This is a genomic window from Botrimarina sp., from assembly GCF_040219535.1.
GTDB lineage: Bacteria > Planctomycetota > Planctomycetia > Pirellulales > Lacipirellulaceae > Botrimarina.
This window is the reverse complement of the sequence record NZ_JAVJSH010000024.1, coordinates 119,511-140,031: the sequence shown is the minus strand read 5'-3', so window position 1 is coordinate 140,031 and position 20,521 is coordinate 119,511. Positions and strand designations below refer to the sequence as shown.

The window sequence follows — 20,521 nt, the reverse complement described above, 5'->3', positions numbered from 1 at the left end:
CGGGCTGCGCCTGCCAGGCGCGCGGCACGTCGCGTGCGTCGGGCACAGCCCGACCTACGGTTTTCCTGTTGCTCTCAAGCCTCGCCTTGGAACACCCGCTGCAAGTAAGCCACGTTCGCCCCGAAGTTGCGCCCCACGTTGCGCGCGTCGCTGGCGTCGCGCGAGCGCTCGACCACGAGCCAGCCGCTCCAGCCCATCTGGTCGAGCGTGTCTTTGACGGCCGGCATGTCGACCCGCTCGTTGTTCTCGAGCCACACGCCGTCCTCGTCGGTCGCGTGGATCTGGCAGATCCGCTCGGCGCCGAGGACGCGCAGCTCGGCGTGCAGGTCGCGGCCGTTTTGCAGCGCGTTGGCGAAGTTGAAGTAGCTCCGCACGCCCGGCGATCCGATCTCGTCGAGCAGCTCGGCCTCGCCGGCCGCGTCGAGCGCGGTCTCCACGCCGATCACCAGGCCGGCCTCCTCGGCGTCGGCGCCGAAGCGCTTCAGCCGCTCCACGACCGCCGGCCGCAGCTCGGGTCGCTGCACCAGGTCGCCCTGCACGCCCAGCGGCAAGAACGCGACCCGGACCCCCATCGCGCGCATCGTGGCGAGGCAGTCGCCGACCATCCGCGGCACGGTCGGCCGCTCGGCGAACGACTGCGCGTAGAAGCCGCTCATCGCCAGCGAGCAGATCGCCACGCCGCGGTCGGCCGCCTCGGAGAGGAATTGCTCGCGGGCCTCCGGGTCGCCCAGCTTGCTCTCGAAAGTGTCGCGCTGGCCGAGCGAACCCATGTCGACCTCCACCCCGTCGGCGCCGATCTCGGCCGCCAAACCGATCGCCCCCAGCTTCTGCCGCTTGAGCATCATCCAGTCGCACACGCCCACCCGGTAACGCGGCGCGGCGGCCGCATCGGTCAGCGAGGGGGCGGCCAGCGAGGGGGCGCCCAGCAGCGTCGCGGCGCCGGCCGCCGCGGTCGTTCGCAGGAAGTCACGGCGTCGCATCGGAGAGAACCACCAAAAAGAAGGAAACAAGGATGACCCGCACCATCTTAACGGCGATCCGCCGCCGCAAACCGACCGTTGGCTCGATAGCAGGCGCGGTTGCGCTGCTGCCGGCGGTCGCCGGCGCGTGGTCAATCGGACGGGACGACGTCGGCCCCCGCGCGATGCCCGCCGCGGTCGAGCCGATCGACGCGCCGTTCGACATGCCCCGGCTCGCCCGCCCCGCCATCGCCGACCGCCAGCAACGCCTCGAAGGACCGCCCCGCGCCGGCGCGATCCAGCCGGCGATCGACGCGCTCGCCGCCGAGGGGGGAGGCCGCGTGGTCGTGCCGGCGGGCGAGTGGCCGACCGGGCGGATCGAGCTGAAGACCGGCGTCGAGCTGCACCTGGAGGAGGGCTGCGTGCTCGCCTTCTCCGGCCGCATCGAGGACTACCTGCCGCCGGTCTTCACCCGCTACGAGGGCATCGAGGTGATGGGCGTGGGGGGGCTGGTCTACGCGCACAACCAAGAGCGGATCGCCCTGACCGGCCGCGGCGAGCTGCGCGGCCCCGACGAGGGCCCCCTCCGCGAAGCGCGCAAGGGGCTCTCCGACAAGGTCGTCGACCAGTCCGCGCCGGTCGAGACACGCCTGCTCGACGGGCAAGAGGGCCGGCACTACCTGCGTCCGTACTTCGTCTGCCCGGTCGACTGCCGCGACGTGTACGTCGAGGGGGTCACGCTCCGCAACGGCCCGATGTGGAACGTCGTAGCGATCTACTGCGACCGGGTGGTCGTCCGCGGCGTGAGGATCGAGAGCCGCGGCGTCGTCAACGGCGACGGCGTCAACGTCGACTCCAGCCGCAACGTGCTCATCGAGTACTGCTCCACCAACACCGGCGACGACTGCTACGCGGTCAAGTCGGGCCGCAACGAGGACGGCCTGCGCGTCGGCCGGCCGTCGGAGAACATCGTCGTGCGCCGCTGCTACGCCGAGGGGGGCTACGGCGCGTTCACCGTCGGCAGCGAGACCGCCGGCGGCGTGCGGAACGTGTACGTGCACGACTGCCTGTTCGACGGCATGAGCTACGCGGCCTACTTCAAGACCCGCCGCCCCCGCGGCGGCGGCGGCCGGAACCTGCTGGTCGAGCGGGTCCGCTTCCGCTCCGAGAGCCACGCGGTCTTCTTCGACATGATCGGCTCGCCGATGTACGTGGGCGAGCTCGGCGCCCGCCTGCCCGAGCGCCCCCTCACGCCGGCCACGCCTTATTACCAGGACATCACGCTCCGCGACCTCCGCGGCGAGGCCGGCGGCGAGGCGGTCAAGATCAAGGGCCTCCCCGAGAGCCCCGCCACGCGCGTCACGATCGAGGACGCCCACATCCGCAGCCGGGGCTTCCTCAACCTGGCCGACACGGCCGACCTGACGATCCGCGACAGCGTGCTGGTCACCGAAGAGCCCACCCTGCGGCTGCTCGGCACGCGCGACGTGGCCTTCGAGAACGTGCGGGTCGAAACCCCCTCCGGGTCCCCGGCCGAAATCGACGTCGACGCGACGGACTCCGATTTGCCGCGGATCGGCGCTCCCGCCCCGTGACGGCCGCCAAGATTTTTGCGGCATTTCCCTTTTCCGTTTGCTATCCTGCTCGACGGGCTCTCGTCCTTCGTGCTGCACCTAACGTCCGTCGCTTAAGAGCGCATGAATGCGTCTGTGACCCTCATCGGCCGGCGGAATCGGCCTTCTGCTGACTCGGCGCCTCGCGGGACTAACCGCTTGGCCCGCCGCAACCGGACGATCAAGAGTCGCGGGCTTCCGCGCCTTCGGTTGTCGCTACCGACCCTCTAGCGCGCCGCCCGAGCGTGGCCCGTAACACCCCGAACCCAGCCGCAGTTACCGATGACGACTCTCACCCGCGCCGCGTTGGTGGCGACCGCTCTGCTGCTCGGCCGAGGGGTCGACGCCCAAGTCATTTACAACAACTCCTCGACGGCGGCCGAAGGCTACTACCGGGGTCTGGGCGGCGCGATCCAGGCGCGGGGTCAGAAGAACCTGTCCAACTCGCAAGCCGCCATGAACCTGACCGACGCGAGGTCCGGGCAGATCGACAACCAGGTAAAGTCGGTCAACGCGTACTGGGAAAAGAAAGGCATCTACAGCCAGCACCAGCAGCAAGAGTTCTACGAGATGGAGCGGAAGCGGCAGAGCGAGCTGGCTCGTAATGGATTGCAGCCGCTCGACGAGCAGCAATTCAACACGACCACCGGCCAGATCGCATGGCCGGGGACCCTGAAGACCAGCGAGTACTCGAAATACCGAGAGACCCTCGACGACTTCTTCGCGAAGCGCGCCCAGTCCGGCGTGCTCACGGGCGACGACTACATGGCCGCAACGGCCGCTATCAAGAGCTGGCAAGACGACATCAGGGCGCAGAAGGACAAGTACCCGATGAACGTGCTGCACGAGATGCTGCGTTTCTTGCTGAGCCTGAACCGAGAGTTGAACGACAACGTGTCCTGAGCCCTCCGCCGATAGTCGACGCAGCCGGAGTTGTTCCGCGGCCGCACGCTTCGGACAAGTCACACCACCATCTCAACGAGATCTCCCGATGCACCACACGCGGTTCTTTCTTGGCCTGGCGCTTTCGGCGGCGAGCGGGGTGCTGGTAGCGCCGCCCTGTCACGCACAAGACGCGTCGGCGGCGGTCTCGGCCGCCACTTCCAAGTCCGGCGACGAGCAGTTCGCCGCCATCGACCGGCTCGGCAGGCTCCGAGAGTCGTCCACCGAAGCCGTGCCGGCGCTCCAGAAACTCCTCCAGAGCAGCGAGGCGCGGGTCCAGTGGCGCAGCGCCAGGGCCCTGGGCCACCACGGCAAGGCAGCGGCCGACGCCGCCCCGCGGCTGCGTGAACTGCTCAAGGAAGGGAAGCCCGCGGTGCGCTACCACGCGGCGGTCGCACTCGGCAAGATCGGCTCGGACGACGACGCGACCATCGACGCGCTCGTGGCCGCCGCGACGGGCGCCGACGCCACGGTCGCAAGGGCCGCGATCGCGGCCCTGAGAAACATCGGCCCGCCGCCGGCGAGGGTCGTCGATGCGTTCCAGCAAGCGCTCGCGTCGGACCACGACTCGGTCGTCGTGTACGCGCTCGAGGCCCTCGTGGAGCGTGGCGCCGACGCCACCCCTGTCTTGCGGGAAGCGCTCAAGCGGGGCGAGACCGCGTACGTCGCGTGCGCGGCGATCGAACAGATCGGCGAGCCGGTCGCGTCGCTCGCGCCGGAGGTCGCGGCGTTGCTCTCCGACACGAAGCACTCGCACCTGCAGGTCCAAGCCCTGCTCGCCTTGGCGAGCGTCGGGCCTTCCGCCAAGGACACCTCGGACAAGATCCTTCCCGTGCTGAAACAGGCCAACGACCCGTCGGTCGCCGCCGCCGCGGCCTACGCGCTGGGGAGCGTCGGCGCGACGAACGCCGACGACGCGCTGAAGGCCGCCGCCGACCGTGACGACCCCCTGTTGTCCATGGTCGCCGCCTGGGCGCTCGCCACCGTGCACCCGGACGACGCCGACCTGCAAGCCATGGCCCGCCAGCGCTTGCAAAGCGGCGCCCAGAGCGACGACCCCACGATCCGCGCGGCCGCCGAGAAGGGCCTGACGTTGCTCGGGGCCGACAAGGGCTAGGCGTACGGCCCGGAGGCCACCGACGCCAACCGCTTCCGGTTGCTCGGTCCGCCGGACGGTCTGTCGCTCGCCGCGCGGGCCTCTGGTCTGCTCGGCGTGTCGGTAGCCGCTGCTCCCCCGGCTCGCCGCTCGCTGGTTCGGGGCTTATCCCGCCCTGCGGGCGACGAAGAACCGGTAGCCGTACGCGTCCGCATACCGGCGACGCACTTCGATCTCCGCCTCGGTCGCGGCGACCACGCCGAGGGCCTGCTCGTCGCCGGCGTACTTCTCGCGCAACACGGGCAGCTTCGCCTGCAGCGGGCCGTAGTAGTCGGACCACCAATCCGAGTCGGGGAGCGTGAAGCCGCCGAGGGGTTCGTACCCCGATTCGCGCACCTCCCGTAGCACACCGCGGACGGTCGTCATCGCGGGGTACCCGGCTCGCCAAAACTCGGCGGCGGCCGGCGGCGGGTCGTTGGTGAGCCAGACCAACTCGGAGAACGCCAGGTAGCCTCGGTCGCGCAAGAGCGGACGCCAAGCCGCCAGCGCCGCCGCGACGCCCATCACGTAGGCCGCGGCCTCGCACCAGACGAGGTCGAACGAGCCGACGGGAAACGCGAGCGCCGCCATGTCGGCGTTCAACGCGTCGATGCGGCCGGCCACGCCGGCCCGCTGGGCCCGCTCGCGGAGCTCGTCGAGGTACTCGTCGCACGTATCGACGGCGACGATCCGTCCCCCGCACGCCCGGGCGAGCGTCATCGTCTGGCCGCCCGGCCCACACCCGACGTCGAGCACGTCCGGATCGGCGGGAAGTTGCGAGCAGAGCGCGAGAGCCTCCAGCGTGCTGCGTTCGCTACCGGGCCCCTGCCGCGGCAAGCCGCGCTGCACGTCGAAGAACACGGCGAGCAATCGGGGTGCTGCATCCATTGTCGACTGAGTCCGTGTAGTGAGCCGAGTCACCGTGCCAGCCGAGCGCGGGCCAAGCTTCTCAGCGCCCGCTGTGGTCGTGCCGCAGGTGGTCCCCCAGCAGGTCGACGGCGAAGTCGTGGTCGAACGACCGCCACACCGCGTGGATGTGGTTCGCGCCGTTCTGAGTGTTGTCGTACTCGATCAGGTGGTCGGCCGTCTGCAGGCGGTAGTAGTGGCCCTCGCCGGGCGCGGTCGCGCCCGCCCATGCGAAGTGGGCCTCCTCGGTAGCGAACCCGATGCCCGGCCGGAGGCCCTCGCCAGGCGCGCCGCGGTAGCGGGCCGTGTGCGCGGCCACCAGCCGCCGCAGCAGCGCCTGCTGCTCGGGGTTGAGGTCGCCGTACGCGACGCCGACGGCCGGCTCGAAGTCCGCCCGGTCGACCGATCGCTGCTCGCCGGAGAGGATGTCCTCGGGCGCGTCGTCGCTGAAGATCGCTTGGCGGCGTTGCTCGGGCCCGAGCGACTCGACCAGCTCGCGCGCGAGCTCTTCGAGCGGCGCCAGCGCGGCCAGGCCTGCGCGGGGCCCGGACGGCACGACGGCAGGGTTGGCGCCGAGGAACGACGGGGTCAGCGCCACGACCCGGCCATTGGACACCGCGATGTTGACCGATAGGTGGTGCCCCTCGAACCGCCAGCCCCACGGCCCGCGCTCCGGCTCGCCGAACACGGTTACGTAATAGAGGGCCGGATCGCGGATCGGGTTGCCGTTCTCCTGGTCGCGTAGCACTCCTTCGAGGGTCATGATCGTGGCCGCGTCGAGCAGGCCCTCGTGGGTCAACGCCGATGCGAGCAGCGCCATCGCCAGGGGCCGCTGGTCGTCACCCATGTCGCGCAGCGCGAGGCCGGCGCGGCGCCCGTCGGGCGTGACGAACTTGTCGGGCATGTAGTGCCAATCGGCCCGCTCGGGGTCGTCGAACGTGGTCTGCGCGGTCGCCCGCTGGTCCGGCCGCAGCGCGGCGAGGAAGCGATCGGCCGCCGCCCGCATGCCGTCCGCCGGCGCGTGCGCCGCGGCCACGCCGCCGAGGGCGAGCCAGAAGCAAGCCGAGAGAGCCCTAAGGGCATGGATCGTGTGCGGCATCGTAGATTCCAGCTTGGTTGCGACCGAGCGCCGACTCGGCTCGACGGAGTGAGCATCGCCGGGCGATCTGAATGGCGGCATCCGAGCTGTCCGAGTGAAACTGGCGCGACCAGCAGTCTACACACGACAACGGGAGCAGCCGGCCGAATCCTGCGCGCGGCGGCCGCCTATAGGCGATAATCGACAGATTTGTCTCGCGGGCAGCGACAGCGGGACGGGGCGCGGGCCAGCGGTGGGTCGATCAACCGTATCGAGGCCCGGAGTTTAGTCCCGATGGGGGGTATGCGGTGAACCGTGTAACGTATGGCTAAGTCGTTGTCGCGTCGGGCTTTAGCGTCGGTTTTCGAGCATCGAACCGTTACGTCGTGTTTTTCGCGCGTCGCGTAACGTAACGCATAGCCGAGCGGCCGTCGCTCACCGAGCGGCCGCAGGACGAGCCCGGCGGACCGTAGCGCTTGGCGGACGCCAAATGGCGGAATAGAGGGCCGGCTGCCGGGCGGGCGCCGGGGGGCTGGCGGCGGTAGGATGGGGGCTTGCTCAGCCCCCAGAAGGCCCTCTCCGGGGCCGCTCCTCCCTTCGGCCAGCGTATGACCGCCGCCTACGAACTCCCCGCGTCGACCCGCGCCGAGCGGCTCGGCGAGAAGCAGGTCTACCTGGCCGCGAGCGGCGACCTGCGGCCCTCGGCCAACAAGAACTGCTGGCCCGCGCAGCACGCCATGGAGCTGGCCGTGGGCGAGGCCCTCAAGTCGCTCGGCTGGGGCGTGGAGCGGGCCCACCCGTTCAAGGCCGACGAGGGGCACGGCTTCATCGCGTCGCAGCGCGAGGGGATCGAGACCTTCCGCCGGCTCGACCCCGCCGCGCCGATCCTCATCGCCGAGGCGGTCTGGCAGTACTCGCACCACGTGCTGCCGGGCCTCACCACGCACCGCGGGCCGATCCTCACGCTGGCGAACTGGTCCGGCGCGTGGCCCGGGCTGGTGGGCATGCTGAACCTGAACGCGTCGCTGACGAAGGCCGGCGTGGAGTACTCCACGCTGTGGGCCGAGGACTTCACCGACGAGGCCTTCCGGCGGCAGCTCGCCCAATGGCTGCAGGCGGGTCGGCTCGAGCACCCGGCCGACCACGTGCGGCCCTTCGCCGCTTCGATGGCCGCCGAAGCCGAGCAGAAGCTCGGCCTGGCGCTCGCGGAGCAGCTGCGTCGGGAGAAGGCGATTCTTGGCGTGTTTGACGAGGGGTGCATGGGCATGTTCAACGCGATCATCCCGGACCACCTGCTGCACGCGACGGGCGTGTTCAAGGAGCGGCTCAGCCAGAGCGCGCTCTACCACGAGACGCTGCAAACCCCCGACGACCAGGCCGCCGCCGTCCGCAAGTGGATGGAGGACCGCGGCGCGGAGTTCCAGACAGGGCCCAACCACGCGGACGACCTGACCGACGACCAGATCCACCTGCAGTGCAAGATGTACGTGGCCGCGCTCCGCCTGGCGGACGACTTCGGCTGCGACGCGATCGGCATCCAGTACCAGCAGGGCCTGAAGGACCTGCTGCCCGCGAGCGACCTGGTCGAGGGCGCGCTCAACAACGCCGACCGGCCGCCGGTCACCAGCCGCGATGGTTCGCGGGTGCTGTACGAGGGGGAGCCGCTGCCCCACTTCAACGAGGTCGACGAGGGCGCCGGGCTCGACGCGCTGATGACCTACCGCCTGCACCGCGCGATGGGCCAGCCGGTTGAGAGCACGCTGCACGACATCCGCTGGGGAGCGTACGACCCGACGGGGTCGACCGACGAGTTCGTGTGGGTGCTGGAGATCAGCGGCGCCGTGCCGCCGGCCCACCTGACGGGCGGCTGGTCCGGGGTGACCAGCATGCGGCAGCCGCCGATGTACTTCCCCTCTGGCGGCGGCACGATCCGCGGCGTGAGCCACCCGGGCGAGGTCGTGTGGTCGCGGGTGTACGTGGAGGCCGACCGGCTCAAGATCGACATCGGCCGGGCCGAGGCCCTCGAGCTGCCCGCCGAAGAGACCGAGCGCCGGTGGAAAGAGACCACGCCGCAGTGGCCGATGATGCACGCGGTCACCTACGGAGTGAGCCGCGACCAGATGATGGCCCGCCACAAGAGCAACCACATCCAGGTGGCCTACGCCAACAGCCCGGAGGAGGCCGACCGAGCCGCCCTGGCCAAGGCCGCGATGGCCGAGGCCCTCGGCATGGAAGTGGCCCTCTGCGGCTGCCGCAAGGGCGGCCGCGCGTGGGGCGAGTAGCGGCTAGGCGGAGGCCGATCCCCTCCCGCGAAGCGTCTGGATCCGGGGCGCCTCAGGTTCGCCGCAGCGGCGCACGCGGATAGAATGGAGCCCTAGTCACTTCTGCGCACCGACTCCGGGGCATGATCCGCGTGAAGCGATACCTGGCTACTGCTCTCTCCCGCACCCGGCCGGTCACGGCGACCGTGGCGGCGCTGCTCGCGCTGTCGGCCCACGGCGCGGTGGCCGCCGAGCCGCTCGACTTCGCCCGCGACGTGCGGCCGATCCTCTCGGACAAGTGCTTCCAGTGCCACGGCCCCGACGAGGCGAGCCGCGCGGCCGACCTGCGCCTGGACCTGCCCGAGAGCGCGACCGAAGACCGCGGCGGCTACGCGGCCATCACGCCGGGCGACCTCGACGCGAGCGAGGCGATCCGCCGCATCGGGTCCGAAGAAGACTGGGAGCAGATGCCCCCGCCCGAGGCGAACAAGCCGCTCTCGGCCGCCGAGATAGAAACGCTGCGTCGCTGGGTGGCCGAGGGCGCGGAGTGGTCGGGCCACTGGGCCTTCACCGCACCGCGGCGGCCCGAGGTCCCCGAAGTGGCCGACGCGCCGGCCGGCTGGTCGGAGAGCCCGATCGACGCGTTCGTGCTGCGGCGGTTGCGGAGCGAGGGGCTCGAGCCCTCGCCGCGCGCCGACCGCGACACGCTGCTCCGCCGTGTGTTCCTCGACCTGACCGGCCTGCCCCCCACGCTCGCGGAGCGCGAGGAGTTCCTCGCCGACCCGCAGCCCGGCGCGTACGGGCGGCTGGTGGACCGGCTGCTCGCGTCGCCGCACTACGGCGAACGCCAGGCGCAGCGCTGGCTCGACGCGGCCCGCTACGCCGACTCCGACGGCTACGAGAAAGACAAGCAGCGGACCAACTACTTCTACCGCGACTGGGTGATCGCCGCGTTCAACGAGGACAAGCCGTACGACCGCTTCGTGATCGAGCAGATCGCCGGCGACCTGATGCCCGGCGCGGGGCAGGACGAGCTGATCGCCACCGGTTTCCTGCGGAACTCGATGGTCAACGAGGAGGGGGGCATCGACCCGGAGCAGTTCCGCGTCGAGGGGCTCTTCGACCGGGTCGACGCGATCGGCAAGGCCGTGCTGGGCCTGACCACGGGCTGCGCACAGTGCCACTCGCACAAGTTCGACCCGATCTCGCACGAAGAGTACTTCGGCCTGTTCGCGTACCTGAACAACTGCCACGAGGCGACGATCGCCGTCTACACGCCGGCGGAGAAGCAGAAGATCGACGGCATCGAGCACCGGATCGAATCGCTCGAAGCCGACCTCCGCGCCGAGCTGCCCGCCTGGCGCGAGGAGCTCGCCGCGTGGGCCGCCGAGCAGCGCGGCCGGCAAGCGGATTGGACGCCGGTCAAGGTCGAGCGAGAGAACTTCACGGGCGAGAAGTTCGAGTACCTGGACGACCTCTCGGTCCTCTCCCAGGGCTTCGCCGGCACGCAACTCACCGCCGACATGAAGTGCCAGCCGCCGGCCGGCGCGTACACGGCCGTGCGGGTCGAGTTCCTCACCCACCCGACACTGCCGCGCGGCGGCCCCGGGCGGTCGATCTACGGCACGCACGCGCTGACGGAGTTCCGCTGCTTCTACACGTCGCCCGAAGGGGAGCGCCGGCAGCTCGACGTGGTGTCGGCCTCGGCCGACATCGACCCGCCCGACCAGCCGATGGAGCCGCCGTTCGTCAACACGCAGGTCGAAGAGGACCCGCGCCGGCTGGGGTCGATCGGGTACGCGATCGACGGGGACCTCAACACCGGCTGGCACACCAACACCCGCGCGTACGACCGCAACCGCGACCACAAGGCCGTCTTTGTGCTGGCCGAGCCGATCGCGGTCGAGCCGGGCGGGGTGCTCACGTTCCGCTTGAAGCAAGACCACGGCGGCTGGAACGCCGACGACAACCAGACGAACGTCGCCGGCCGCTACCGCTTCAGCATCACCGGCGACGACGCGCCGGTCGCCGACCCGCTGCCGCGCGACGTGCGAGAGATCGTCGGCCGCTCCACCGACTCGTGGTCGACCGCCGATTGGGAGAAGGCCTTCTCCTACTGGCGGACCACCCGCTCCGAGTGGCAAGCGACCAACGACCAGATCGACCGGCTCGTCGCCGAGTGGCCAGAGGGGACCAACCAGTACGTCGTGCAGCAGCGCGACGAGCCGCGCGTGACCCGCCTGCTTAAGCGGGGCGACTTCTTGCAGCCGGCCGGCGAGGTCGAGCCCTTCACGCCGGCGTTCTTGCACGAGCAAGAGGAGGGAGCCGAGCCGACCCGCCTGGCGCTGGCCGAGTGGCTGGTGTCGCGCGACTCGCCGACCACCGCCCGCACGCTGGTGAACCGCGTCTGGCAGTCGTACTTCGGCACGGGCCTGGTTGAAACGCCCGAGGACCTCGGCTCCCAGGCGCCGCCGCCGTCGCACCCGGAGCTGCTCGATTGGCTGGCCGTGGAGTTCATGGACAGCGGCTGGCGGCTCAAAGAGCTGCACCGGCTGATCCTCACCTCGGCCACGTACCAGCAGACCTCGCGCTTCGGCGAGCGGCTGCAAGAGGTCGACCCGAACAACCGCTTGCTCGCCCGCGCGTCGCGGCTGAGGGTCCCGGCCGAGTCGGTCCGCGACATCGCGCTGGCGGCCAGCGGCCTGCTGCAGCGCGACATCGGCGGCGAGGTCATCTACCCGCCGGCGCCCGAGTACCTGTTCCTGCCGCCGGCCAGCTACGGCCCCAAGCCGTGGCACACCACGACCGGCCCCGAGCAGTACCGCCGGAGCCTGTACATCCAGAAGTACCGATCGACCCCCTACCCGCCGCTGCAAGCGTTCGACGCGCCGACGGGCGCGTCGTCGTGCGTGCGGCGGGTCCGCTCCAACACGCCGGTTCAGGCGCTGGTCGTGCTAAACGAGGAGCAGTTCGTCGACGCGGCCCGCGCGTTGGCGGAGCGGCTCGTCGGCTCGTCGGACGACGACGCCGAGCGCCTGGACCTCGCTTCGCTGCGGACCCAAAGCCGACCGCTCCGCGCCGGCGAACGCGAAGTGCTGGAGCGGTACCTTGTCGACGTACGCACCGCCCTCACCAACGGCGAGGCCGACCCCGCGGTGATCGCCGGCCGCGACGGCGCCACGCCCGAGCTGGCCGCGTGGACGCTCGTCGCCCGCGCGATGCTCAACCTCGACGCAACGATCACCCGGCCCTGACCGATAAAGCATGAGCGACAACCCCTACCCCTGCGGAACGAACTACGCCCCCCCCGGCGACCCGCGTACGCGGAGCCGCCGCTGGTTCCTCCAGGAGTGCGGCGTGGGCCTCGGCGCGATTGCGCTGGGCAGCCTGCTTGGCAAAGAGGCCGCCGCGGCCAGCGCGGCCGACCCGCTCGCCGCACGCACGCCGCCGCTGCCCGCGCGGGCGAAGAACGTGATCCTGCTGTTCATGGGGGGCGGGCCCAGCCAGTTCGAGATGTGGGACTACAAGCCCACGCTCGCGCGGCTCGACGGCACGCTGCCGCCGGCCGAGCTGCTAGAGGGCTACCGCTCGGCGTTCATCAACCCCAGCTCGAAGCTGCTCGGGCCACGCTACAAGTTCTCGCCAGCGGGTGGCGCCGGGCTGCACGTGTCGGAGCTGCTGCCGCACACCGCCAAGGTGCTCGACGACCTGTGCGTGGTCCGCTCGGCCACGACCGACGCGTTCAACCACGCGCCGGCCCAGCTCTTCATGCAGACCGGCTCGCAGCAGTTCGGCCGGCCCTCGTTCGGCGCGTGGAGCGTGTACGGCCTGGGGAGCGAGTCGCAAGACCTGCCCGCGTTCGTCGTGTTCAACAGCGGCAAGAAGGGCCCCAGCGCCGGCGCGGCCAACTGGGGGTCGGGCTTCTTGCCGACGGTCTACTCGGGCGTGGAGTTCCGCAGCGTGGGGGACCCGGTGCTCTACCTGTCGAGCCCCGACGGCCTCACGCGCGACCTGGAGCGCCGCACGGTCGACGCGGTCAACGCGGTCAACCGGCAGAACCTCGACGCGGTCGGCGACCCGGAGATCGCCACCCGCATCAACTCGTACGAGATGGCCTACCGCATGCAGGCCAGCGCCCCCGAGGCGGTCGACCTCGCCGCCGAGCCGCAGCACGTGCTCGACGCGTACGGCGCTAAGCCGGGCGAGCCCTCGTTCGCGAACAACTGCGTGCTCGCGCGGCGGCTGGTCGAGCGCGGCGTGCGGTTCGTGCAGTTGTTCCACGAGTCGTGGGACCAGCACGGCAACCTCAAGCGCGACCTGGAGCAGAACTGCCTCGACACCGACCGGGCCAGCGCCGCGCTGGTGACCGACCTCAAACAGCGTGGGATGCTCGAGGACACGCTGGTCATCTGGTGCGGCGAGTTCGGCCGCACGCCGATGGTCGAGGGGGGCGACGACGGCCGCGACCACCACCCCAACGCGTTCACCATGTGGATGGCCGGCGGCGGAACGAAGCCCGGCCTCGTGTACGGCGAGACCGACGAGCTCGGCTTCAACGTGGCCGACAAGCCGGTCCACGTGCACGACCTGCACGCTACCCTGCTCCGCCTGCTCGGCTTCGACCACGAGCGGCTGACCTATCGCTTCCAGGGCCGCGACTTCCGCCTGACCGACGTGCACGGCCACGTGGTCGAAGACCTGCTCGCCTGACCGCTCCCCCCTGCCCCTTTATCACTCTCCGAGGCCGACACCGATGCGATCCCCCGCCCGCCGCCTGTCGACACGCTGCGTGCCGACGCTCTGCCTGCTCGCCGTTTTCGCTTCGGTGTCGGTCGCCCAGCCGGAGAGCTTGCTGACCGGCGACTCGCTCGACGGCTGGACCGTCAAGCCGTCCGAAGCCGAGGGCCACTGGCGACTGAACGACGGCGTGCTCACCGGCGAGAACCCAGACAAGGTCGGCTCGAACCTTTGGACAGAGAAGGAGTACGGCGACTTCGAGCTAGAGGTCGAGTACCGCACGCCGTCCGACTACTACGACACCGGCGTGTTCGCCCGCGGCGAGGGCCACCAGGTGCAGATCGGCATCTCCGGGAGCCTGAAGCGCGACATGACCGCCAGCATCTACGCGCCGGTCGAGGGCCAAGGGGGCTACCCGGCGAAGGCGCCCGGCGTGGAGGAGCTGCAGCGGCCGGGCGAGTGGAACCGCCTGCGGATGGTCGTGCGGGGGGACCGGATCGAGACCTTCCTGAACGGCGAGCCGATGGTCGACTACCGCGCGGCGAAGCTCCCGGCGCGCGGCCCGATCGGCCTGCAACTCCACGCGGGCCACCACATGAAGCTGCTGTTCCGGGATTTGAAGGTGACCGAGATCGGCGAGTGAGAAGGGGAGGCGAGTTCGCCCAAGCGCTTAGCCCCGACGATCATGAGCGAGGGGCTTAGCTTACCGACCGGCGGAGCCGGAACGCTTGTCGGAGTGCGGCAGCTTAAGAGGCAGGGCGGATTGCCTCGTGTCGCTGCGCGACCCCGACAGTTGCTCGGGCAAGCGAAGCGGCCGACGGGCTTCGGCGTTCGCGACTGTCGGGGCTACCCGTCCGGCGGCAGTGGCGTCACCGAGTCGGCGACAGGCGGCAGCCCCCTACCCCGGGGACTCCACCAGCCCCATCGCGTGCGGCAGCCACATCGTCAGCTCCGGCACGAACGCGATCGCGGCTAGCGCGGCGAGCATCGCCAAGAAGAACGGCAGCATCGGGCGCACGACCTGGGCGATCGACGTCTGGCCCACGCCGCAGCCCACGAACAGGCACGTGCCCACCGGCGGCGTGCACAGGCCGATGCACAGGTTCACGATCATCATCACGCCGAAGTGGACCGGGTCGAGGCCCAGCTCGACCGCGACCGGCAAGAAGATCGGCGTGAAGATCAGCACGGCGGGCGTCATGTCCATGAACGTGCCCACGAACAGCAGCAGCAGGTTGATCGACAGCAGCACCACCGCCGGGTTGTCCGACAGGCCGAGCATCGCGTCGCTGACCGCCTGGGGGATCGCCTGGTTGGTCATCACCCAGCTCATCGCTTGGCTGGCGCCGATCAGCAGGAAGATCACGGCCGAGGTCGACGCGGATCGCACGCACAGCCGCGGCAGGTCGGCCGGCTTGATCTCCCGGTACACGCCGATGGTCAAGACCAACGCGTAAGCGACCGCGATCGCGGAGGCCTCGGTCGGCGAGAACGAGCCCCGTAGAATGCCGCCTAGCACGATCACCACCAGCAGCAGGCTCGGCGCGGCTTGCAGCAGCTCGCGGCCGGCCGCCAGGCCGAGCACCACCAGCAGCCCCACGCCTGACAGGATCGCCGCGACCGACGAGGAGAGCAGCCCGGAGTAGACCGCCAGGAAAAGGCACACTCCGAGCAGCGCGAGCGCGCCGGCCACGCGCACCAGCGGCGAGCCGGCGGGGCCATCGGCGGCGCCGGAGGGGTCCTCGGCTTCGGGGGGGCACGTCAGGCGGCTGGCGATCATGATCGCCACGCCGATGATCACGCCGGGCACGATGCCCGCCACGAACAACGCGGCGACCGACACGCCGCCGGCCACCAGCGCATAGACGATCATGATGTTGCTAGGCGGGATCACCAAGCCGGTCGTCGCGGCGGTGGTGGTCACGGCCACGCTGTACGGCCGGCTGTAGCCCTTGCGGACCATCTCGGGGATCAGCATTCCGCCCACGCTCGACACGGCCGCGGTGGCCGAGCCGGAGATCGCGCCGAACAGCATGCAGGTGATCGTGCTCACGTAGGCGAGCCCGCCGGGGCGGCGGCCGACGATCGCCGACGCGAACCGCACGAGCCGTCGGGCCATCCCCCCCTCGCCCATGATCGCCCCGGCCAGCACAAAGAACGGGATCGCCAACAGCGGGAAGCTGGCGATCCCGGTGCTCATCCGCTGCGCGACCGTGTAGCACGCGGGCGCTTCGGCCATCGCGGCCAGCGCGAGCAACGCCGAAACGCCCAGCGCGACCACGATCGGCGCGCCGAGCACCAGCAGGAGCAGGAACGACGCGACGAGGATCAGCGTGCTCGGTTCCATCGCGCTAAACGGCCCGGGGCGCGGTGTCGTCGTCGTGGTGATCGAGCGGGCCCCGCCACGCGGCGATGGCCCTTTCGAGGCTGAACAGCACGATCCCGGCGCCGCCCAGCGGCACGGCCAGGTAGACCAGCCCCATCGGGACCTCCAGCGCGGCGGTCGTCTGGCCCATGCGGAGCGTCTCGGCGACGAGCACCACGCCGCCGTAGACCAGCACGCTGGCCGCGAACGCGATCACGAACAGCTCGACCGTCAGGGCCACCAGCCGCTGCGCGTCGGGGTGCAGCTTCTGCGCGAAGTAGTCGACGCCCAGGTGCTCGGCGCGGGCCCACGCGGCCGCGCCGCCGAGCATGGTGAGCCAGATCAGCAGCAGCCGCGCCGACTCCTCGGTCCACCAGCTGGCCGCGCTGAGCACGAAGCGGGTGAACACGCCCCACAGCACGATCAGCACCAGCGCGGCCATGATCGCGCCGGCGGCCGCGTCGAACCATCGCATCGCGGCGCGGGTCATCCGCCACCGGGGGACGGTGGGGTCGATCATTCGGTCTCCCGGACGCGTCGCATCAGGTCGCCGATGGGCGTGCCCTCGTACGAGGCGTGCATCGGCGCCACTTTCTCGGCGAAGGCCGCGGTGTCGGGCCTCCGCACCGTGACGCCGGCCTCCTCGACCGCGGCGAGTGCCTCCTCGGTGCGGCGGCGCCACTCGGTTCGTTGCCACTCGGCCGACTCGAGGGCGGCCTCGCGCAGCCACTCGCGCTGCTGTTCGTCCAGGCGGTCCCACCAGATGCGGCTCACCAGCAGCACGTCGGGCACGCGGGTGTGCTCGTCGAGGGAGTACTCCTTGCAGACCTCGAAGTGGCGGCTGGAGTGGAAGCTCGGCGGGTTGTTCTCGGCGCCGTCGACGAGGCCCTGCTGCAAGCCGGTGTAGAGCTCGCCGAACGTGAGCGGCGTGGGCGAGCCGCCCAGGGCCTCGACCATCCGCAACGCGGTCTGGCTGTTCTGCACGCGGATCTTCAGGCCGGCCAGGTCGCCGGGCGACTGGACCGGCGTCTTCTTGGTGTAGAAGCTCCGCGCGCCGGCGTCGTACCAGCAGAGGCCGACCAGGCCGGCCGTCTCGCCGGCGGCGAGCAGCTCGTCGCCGAGCGGCCCCTCGGCGACGCGCCAGAAGTGCTCCTCGCTGCGGAACACGTACGGCACGCCGAACAACGCCATCTCCGGCACGAAGGCCTCCAGCGGCGCCGAGGAGGTCTTGGTCAGCGCCAGCGCGCCGTTCTGCAGCAGCTCGATGCAATCGGTCTCGCTGCCCAGTTGGCCGTTGGGCGCGATCAGCAGGCGCAGCGCGCCGCCGGACTTCTGTGCGAGGCTCTCGGCCATCCGCTCCATCGCCAGGTGGACCGGGTGGGCCGTGTCGAGGCTGTGGCCCAGCTTGAGGACCACCGCCCCGTCGCGCGCCGAGGTGTTCCGGCCACGCTCCACGAGGGCGTAGCCGCAGGTCGCGACCAGGCAACCGACCAGCACGCCGGCGACGAACAGCGACAGAGTCCTGGCTTCACGCAGCTCAGACAAGGGCCCCTCAGGGGTATCGAAGAAACGGCCGCGTCGGGGCGGCTCGTCGGGGAGAAGCGATCGCTAGTCTTGCTACGCTAACCGCCAATAGAGCGGCGATCAATGGCGGCGGACCCGAAGGCAAAAGTTGCGTGATACGGGCGCCTTTTTGCAACCGCGCGGAAGTCGCTGCGGGCGACCGGCTCTTAGGATAGGGGCCACGGAACTCCTCTGCAGCGGGCGACCCGCGCCCCTAGGTAGCCCCCCGCGCGACCGGCTAAAGTCGGTAGGCGCGGCGCCTGTTCGGGCGACGCTCTGCAGCCCACCCCCTGCAGCCCACCCCCTGCAGCCCAACCCCCCTGCGAATCGCGATGTCGACAGTGCAGAAAGTGCGAAGGTCGAAGGTCCGACTCGAAGAGCGCGAAGCGGTCGAGACGCTCGTCCGCGACGCGGTCGCCGACCAGAGCGTGTGGGACCTGCACACGCACCTGTACCCGCCGGCCTTCGGCAGCCCGCTGGGCGGCGCGAAGCACTCGGCGGACCCGCGGGGGCTCTTGCTGTGGGGCATCGACGAGCTGCTGACCTACCACTACCTGGTCGCCGAGGTGTTCCGCGTCGCCACGCCGAGCGAGCTGCCGTACGCGGACTTCTGGCGGATGACCAAGAGCGAGCAGGCGGACCACATCTGGCGCCACCTGTTCCTCGAGCGGTCGCCGATCAGCGAGTCGTGCCGCGGCGTGCTGACGACGCTCCAGGCCTTCGGGCTCGACCCGGCCGATCGCGACCTGAAGGGGTACCGCAAGTGGTTCGCCCAGCAGCCGCTCGATGAGCACATCGACCGGGTCATGGAGCTGGCCGGCGTGAACCGCATCACGATGACCAACGCGGTGTTCGACGACAACGAACGCCAGCGCTGGCTCGAGGACGAGAAGGTCGGCGCCGACCCGCGCTTCGCAGGCGTGCTGCGGTTCGACCCGCTCGTCCGTGACTGGCCCGCCGCGGCCGCCAAGCTCAGCGAGTGGGGCTACCCGGCCGGGGAGCGGCTCGACCAGTCGGGCGTCGACTCGGCGAAGCGGTTCCTCGGCGACTGGATCGACCGCGTCGACGCGCTCTACGGCGCCGTCAGCCTCCCGCCCGGCTTCCGCTACGAGGGGGCCGACGACGGCCGCGACGGAAGCCGCGTGCTGAGCGAGGTCGTGCTGCCGGTGCTCGCCGAGCGGGGCCTGCCGTTCGCGATGATGATCGGCTCGGAGCTGCGGGTGAACCCGGAGCTGCGCGACGCGGGCGACATGGTCGGCCAGTCGGACGTGTCGAGCGTGGTCCGCCTGGCGCGCGACTTCCCGGGCAACCGCTTCCTCTGCACGATGCTCGCGCGCGAGAACCAGCACGCGCTGGCGGTCGCCGCCCGCAAGTTCGGCAACCTGATGGTGTTCGGCTGCTGGTGGTTCCTCAACAACCCGTCGCTGGTCGACGAGATCACGCGCATGCGGGTCGAGCTGCTGGGCCTGAGCTTCGTGCCGCAGCACTCCGACGCGCGGGTGCTGGAGCAGCTGGTCTACAAGTGGCGGCACAGCCGCGAGCTGATCGCCGACGTGCTGGTCGACAAGTACGCCGACCTGGCGGCGACCGGCTGGCGCACGACCGAAGGGGAGGTGCGCCGCGACGTCGGGCTGCTGCTCGAAAAGAACTTCACCAACTTCCTGTCGCGACGCGAATCATGACGACCCTGCTCGCCCCCACGACGCTCGGCGTCGAGCCCAGCTTCGGCTTCGGCGACCGCCTCGGCTCCGCCACGCCCGGCCACCTGGCTGCGCTGCGCGAAGCGGGCGGCCCGATCCGCGGCATCTTCGCCCAGCAGTCGATCCGAGAGATGACCCGCACCAGCCGCACGCCCGGCGAGGTGATGGCGGCCGCCACGGAGGTGCTCTCCGCCGAGGGATTCTCCGACCCTTGGTCGGCCGACGCGGACCACCTGAAGACCCCGGACGACGTGCGCCGCACGATGTCCGCCGGCTTCGTGTTCTTCACGCTCGACCCGTCGGAGCACGTCGACCAGAAGGCCGACCGTTACTCCAAGGCGGAGCTCGAGGAGCGCTTCGCGCTCTGCAAGGACGAGGCCCCCTGGGTCAACACCTACCAAGGGCGGACGGTGCGGCTGGGCTCCGCCGAGTTCACCCTCGACGAGCCGACGCTCGTCCGCGCGGCGGTGAAGTACGGCCATGCGATCAACGCCGCGATCGAGCTGGGCCGCTTCGTGCAGGGCGAGGCCGCCGCCCAGGGGCGCCCGTGCGAGATCGAGCTGAGCGTCGACGAGACCGAGGAGCCGACCACCTACGCCGAGCACTACGTGATCGCCGACCAGCTCCACCGGGCCGGCGTGTCGCTGGTGAGCCTCGCGCCGCGGTTCATCGGCGACTTCGAGAAGGGGGTCGACTTCAAGGGCGACCTGGCCGCGCTGAAGGAGTCGCTGCGGGTCCACGCCGAGATCGCGCGCGAGCTGGGCCCCTACAAGCTGTCGCTGCACAGCGGCTCGGACAAGCTCTCGATGTACGGCGCGCTCGCCCGAGCGACCGACGGACGCTTCCACGTGAAGACCGCCGGCACCAGCTACCTCGAGGCGCTGCGGGTCGTCGCGCGGTGCGAGCCGGAGCTGTTCCGCCGCGTCGTCGACTTCTCGAGGGACCACTACGACAACGACAAAGCCACCTACCACGTGTCCGCGACCCTCGCCGATTGCCCGCCGACCGACCAGGAGAGCGACCCGTTGGAGCTAGAGAAGCACTACCTGCAGCGCTGGGAAGACACGCCCGAGGGGGTCGGCTTCACCGCGCCGGGCCGGCAGGTGTTGCACTGCACGTTCGGTTCGGTGGTGACCGATCCGGAGCTGGGGCCCGCCGTCCGCGGCGTGCTCGACGCGAACCCCGACACGCACCGCGAGCTGCTCCGCGACCACTTCGTGCGGCACCTGCGGCCGCTGCGCGCTGGCTGAGCCACGCCCCCG

The 20,521-nt window shown here is 70.7% G+C and carries 15 protein-coding genes; 9 read left to right on the top strand and 6 right to left on the bottom strand.

Features of this window, described 5'->3' with window-relative positions; genetic code table 11:
* Positions 1 to 74: 74 nt before the first annotated feature.
* Positions 75 to 980, bottom strand: a complete 906-nt coding sequence (locus RIC11_RS14415) for a sugar phosphate isomerase/epimerase family protein (protein ID WP_350212489.1) — start codon at positions 978 to 980, stop codon at positions 75 to 77.
* A gap of 32 nt (positions 981 to 1,012) precedes the next feature.
* On the opposite strand from RIC11_RS14415, the gene RIC11_RS14410 reads away from it, so the two are divergent.
* From RIC11_RS14410 to RIC11_RS14400, 3 genes are all read left to right on the top strand, one after another.
* The gene (locus RIC11_RS14410) at positions 1,013 to 2,554 is read left to right on the top strand and encodes a glycoside hydrolase family 28 protein (RefSeq protein WP_350212488.1); all 1,542 of its coding nucleotides are present in this window, start codon (positions 1,013 to 1,015) and stop codon (positions 2,552 to 2,554) included.
* 300 nt (positions 2,555 to 2,854) lie between these two features.
* Positions 2,855 to 3,475 (top strand): hypothetical protein, encoded by a 621-nt coding sequence (locus RIC11_RS14405; RefSeq protein WP_350212486.1) that lies wholly within the window; start codon positions 2,855 to 2,857, stop codon positions 3,473 to 3,475.
* Between the two features lie 88 nt (positions 3,476 to 3,563).
* A complete protein-coding gene (locus RIC11_RS14400) occupies positions 3,564 to 4,631 on the top strand; it encodes a HEAT repeat domain-containing protein (RefSeq protein WP_350212484.1) in 1,068 nt (355 codons plus the stop codon).
* 144 nt (positions 4,632 to 4,775) lie between these two features.
* Here the strand turns inward: RIC11_RS14400 and RIC11_RS14395 are convergent, their stop codons facing one another.
* Both RIC11_RS14395 and RIC11_RS14390 read right to left on the bottom strand, forming a co-directional pair.
* Positions 4,776 to 5,537 carry a class I SAM-dependent methyltransferase gene (locus tag RIC11_RS14395; RefSeq protein WP_350212482.1) on the bottom strand — a complete coding sequence of 254 codons (762 nt, stop codon included), beginning with the start codon at positions 5,535 to 5,537 and terminating at the stop codon, positions 4,776 to 4,778.
* A gap of 61 nt (positions 5,538 to 5,598) precedes the next feature.
* Complete coding sequence (locus RIC11_RS14390) at positions 5,599 to 6,654, bottom strand: DUF3500 domain-containing protein (protein ID WP_350212480.1); 1,056 nt, start codon at positions 6,652 to 6,654, stop codon at positions 5,599 to 5,601.
* A gap of 587 nt (positions 6,655 to 7,241) precedes the next feature.
* Between RIC11_RS14390 and RIC11_RS14385 the strand changes: the two genes are divergently transcribed.
* From RIC11_RS14385 to RIC11_RS14370, 4 genes are all read left to right on the top strand, one after another.
* The gene (locus RIC11_RS14385; RefSeq protein WP_350212478.1) at positions 7,242 to 8,915 is read left to right on the top strand and encodes a fucose isomerase; all 1,674 of its coding nucleotides are present in this window, start codon (positions 7,242 to 7,244) and stop codon (positions 8,913 to 8,915) included.
* A 122-nt stretch (positions 8,916 to 9,037) separates the two neighbouring features.
* Positions 9,038 to 12,148, top strand: a complete 3,111-nt coding sequence (locus RIC11_RS14380) for a PSD1 and planctomycete cytochrome C domain-containing protein (RefSeq protein ID WP_350212476.1) — start codon at positions 9,038 to 9,040, stop codon at positions 12,146 to 12,148.
* A 10-nt stretch (positions 12,149 to 12,158) separates the two neighbouring features.
* Positions 12,159 to 13,604, top strand: coding sequence for a DUF1501 domain-containing protein (locus RIC11_RS14375; RefSeq protein WP_350212474.1), 1,446 nt, complete (start codon positions 12,159 to 12,161; stop codon positions 13,602 to 13,604).
* A gap of 43 nt (positions 13,605 to 13,647) precedes the next feature.
* Positions 13,648 to 14,274, top strand: coding sequence for a 3-keto-disaccharide hydrolase (locus tag RIC11_RS14370; RefSeq protein ID WP_350212472.1), 627 nt, complete (start codon positions 13,648 to 13,650; stop codon positions 14,272 to 14,274).
* Between the two features lie 255 nt (positions 14,275 to 14,529).
* Here the strand turns inward: RIC11_RS14370 and RIC11_RS14365 are convergent, their stop codons facing one another.
* From RIC11_RS14365 to RIC11_RS14355, 3 genes are read right to left on the bottom strand one after another with little or no spacing between them, the layout of a single operon-like run.
* Positions 14,530 to 15,978 carry a TRAP transporter large permease gene (locus tag RIC11_RS14365; RefSeq protein ID WP_350212470.1) on the bottom strand — a complete coding sequence of 483 codons (1,449 nt, stop codon included), beginning with the start codon at positions 15,976 to 15,978 and terminating at the stop codon, positions 14,530 to 14,532.
* 4 nt (positions 15,979 to 15,982) lie between these two features.
* Complete coding sequence (locus RIC11_RS14360) at positions 15,983 to 16,516, bottom strand: TRAP transporter small permease (protein WP_350212468.1); 534 nt, start codon at positions 16,514 to 16,516, stop codon at positions 15,983 to 15,985.
* On the bottom strand, positions 16,513 to 17,541 hold the full coding sequence (locus tag RIC11_RS14355) for a TRAP transporter substrate-binding protein (protein ID WP_350212466.1): 1,029 nt from the start codon (positions 17,539 to 17,541) through the stop codon (positions 16,513 to 16,515). The genes RIC11_RS14360 and RIC11_RS14355 overlap by 4 nt, the downstream gene beginning before the upstream one ends.
* 350 nt (positions 17,542 to 17,891) lie before the next feature.
* Here RIC11_RS14355 and RIC11_RS14350 point away from each other — a divergent pair, with 350 nt between their 5' ends.
* Entirely contained in the window at positions 17,892 to 19,241 is a 1,350-nt protein-coding gene (locus tag RIC11_RS14350) for a hypothetical protein (RefSeq protein WP_350212465.1), read from the top strand.
* Positions 19,238 to 20,509: a tagaturonate epimerase family protein gene (locus RIC11_RS14345; protein ID WP_350212463.1), complete on the top strand. Its 1,272-nt coding sequence runs from the start codon at positions 19,238 to 19,240 to the stop codon at positions 20,507 to 20,509. Before RIC11_RS14350 ends, RIC11_RS14345 begins: the two co-directional genes overlap by 4 nt.
* The last annotated feature ends 12 nt before the right edge of the window (positions 20,510 to 20,521 follow it).

Coding starts and splice junctions, on each gene's coding strand:
- RIC11_RS14415 (WP_350212489.1), bottom strand. CDS start 980: ATGCGACGCCGTGACTTCCTGCGAACGACCGCGGCGGCCGGCGCCGCG.
- RIC11_RS14410 (WP_350212488.1), top strand. CDS start 1,013: ATGACCCGCACCATCTTAACGGCGATCCGCCGCCGCAAACCGACCGTT.
- RIC11_RS14405 (WP_350212486.1), top strand. CDS start 2,855: ATGACGACTCTCACCCGCGCCGCGTTGGTGGCGACCGCTCTGCTGCTC.
- RIC11_RS14400 (WP_350212484.1), top strand. CDS start 3,564: ATGCACCACACGCGGTTCTTTCTTGGCCTGGCGCTTTCGGCGGCGAGC.
- RIC11_RS14395 (WP_350212482.1), bottom strand. CDS start 5,537: ATGGATGCAGCACCCCGATTGCTCGCCGTGTTCTTCGACGTGCAGCGC.
- RIC11_RS14390 (WP_350212480.1), bottom strand. CDS start 6,654: ATGCCGCACACGATCCATGCCCTTAGGGCTCTCTCGGCTTGCTTCTGG.
- RIC11_RS14385 (WP_350212478.1), top strand. CDS start 7,242: ATGACCGCCGCCTACGAACTCCCCGCGTCGACCCGCGCCGAGCGGCTC.
- RIC11_RS14380 (WP_350212476.1), top strand. CDS start 9,038: ATGATCCGCGTGAAGCGATACCTGGCTACTGCTCTCTCCCGCACCCGG.
- RIC11_RS14375 (WP_350212474.1), top strand. CDS start 12,159: ATGAGCGACAACCCCTACCCCTGCGGAACGAACTACGCCCCCCCCGGC.
- RIC11_RS14370 (WP_350212472.1), top strand. CDS start 13,648: ATGCGATCCCCCGCCCGCCGCCTGTCGACACGCTGCGTGCCGACGCTC.
- RIC11_RS14365 (WP_350212470.1), bottom strand. CDS start 15,978: ATGGAACCGAGCACGCTGATCCTCGTCGCGTCGTTCCTGCTCCTGCTG.
- RIC11_RS14360 (WP_350212468.1), bottom strand. CDS start 16,516: ATGATCGACCCCACCGTCCCCCGGTGGCGGATGACCCGCGCCGCGATG.
- RIC11_RS14350 (WP_350212465.1), top strand. CDS start 17,892: ATGTCGACAGTGCAGAAAGTGCGAAGGTCGAAGGTCCGACTCGAAGAG.
- RIC11_RS14345 (WP_350212463.1), top strand. CDS start 19,238: ATGACGACCCTGCTCGCCCCCACGACGCTCGGCGTCGAGCCCAGCTTC.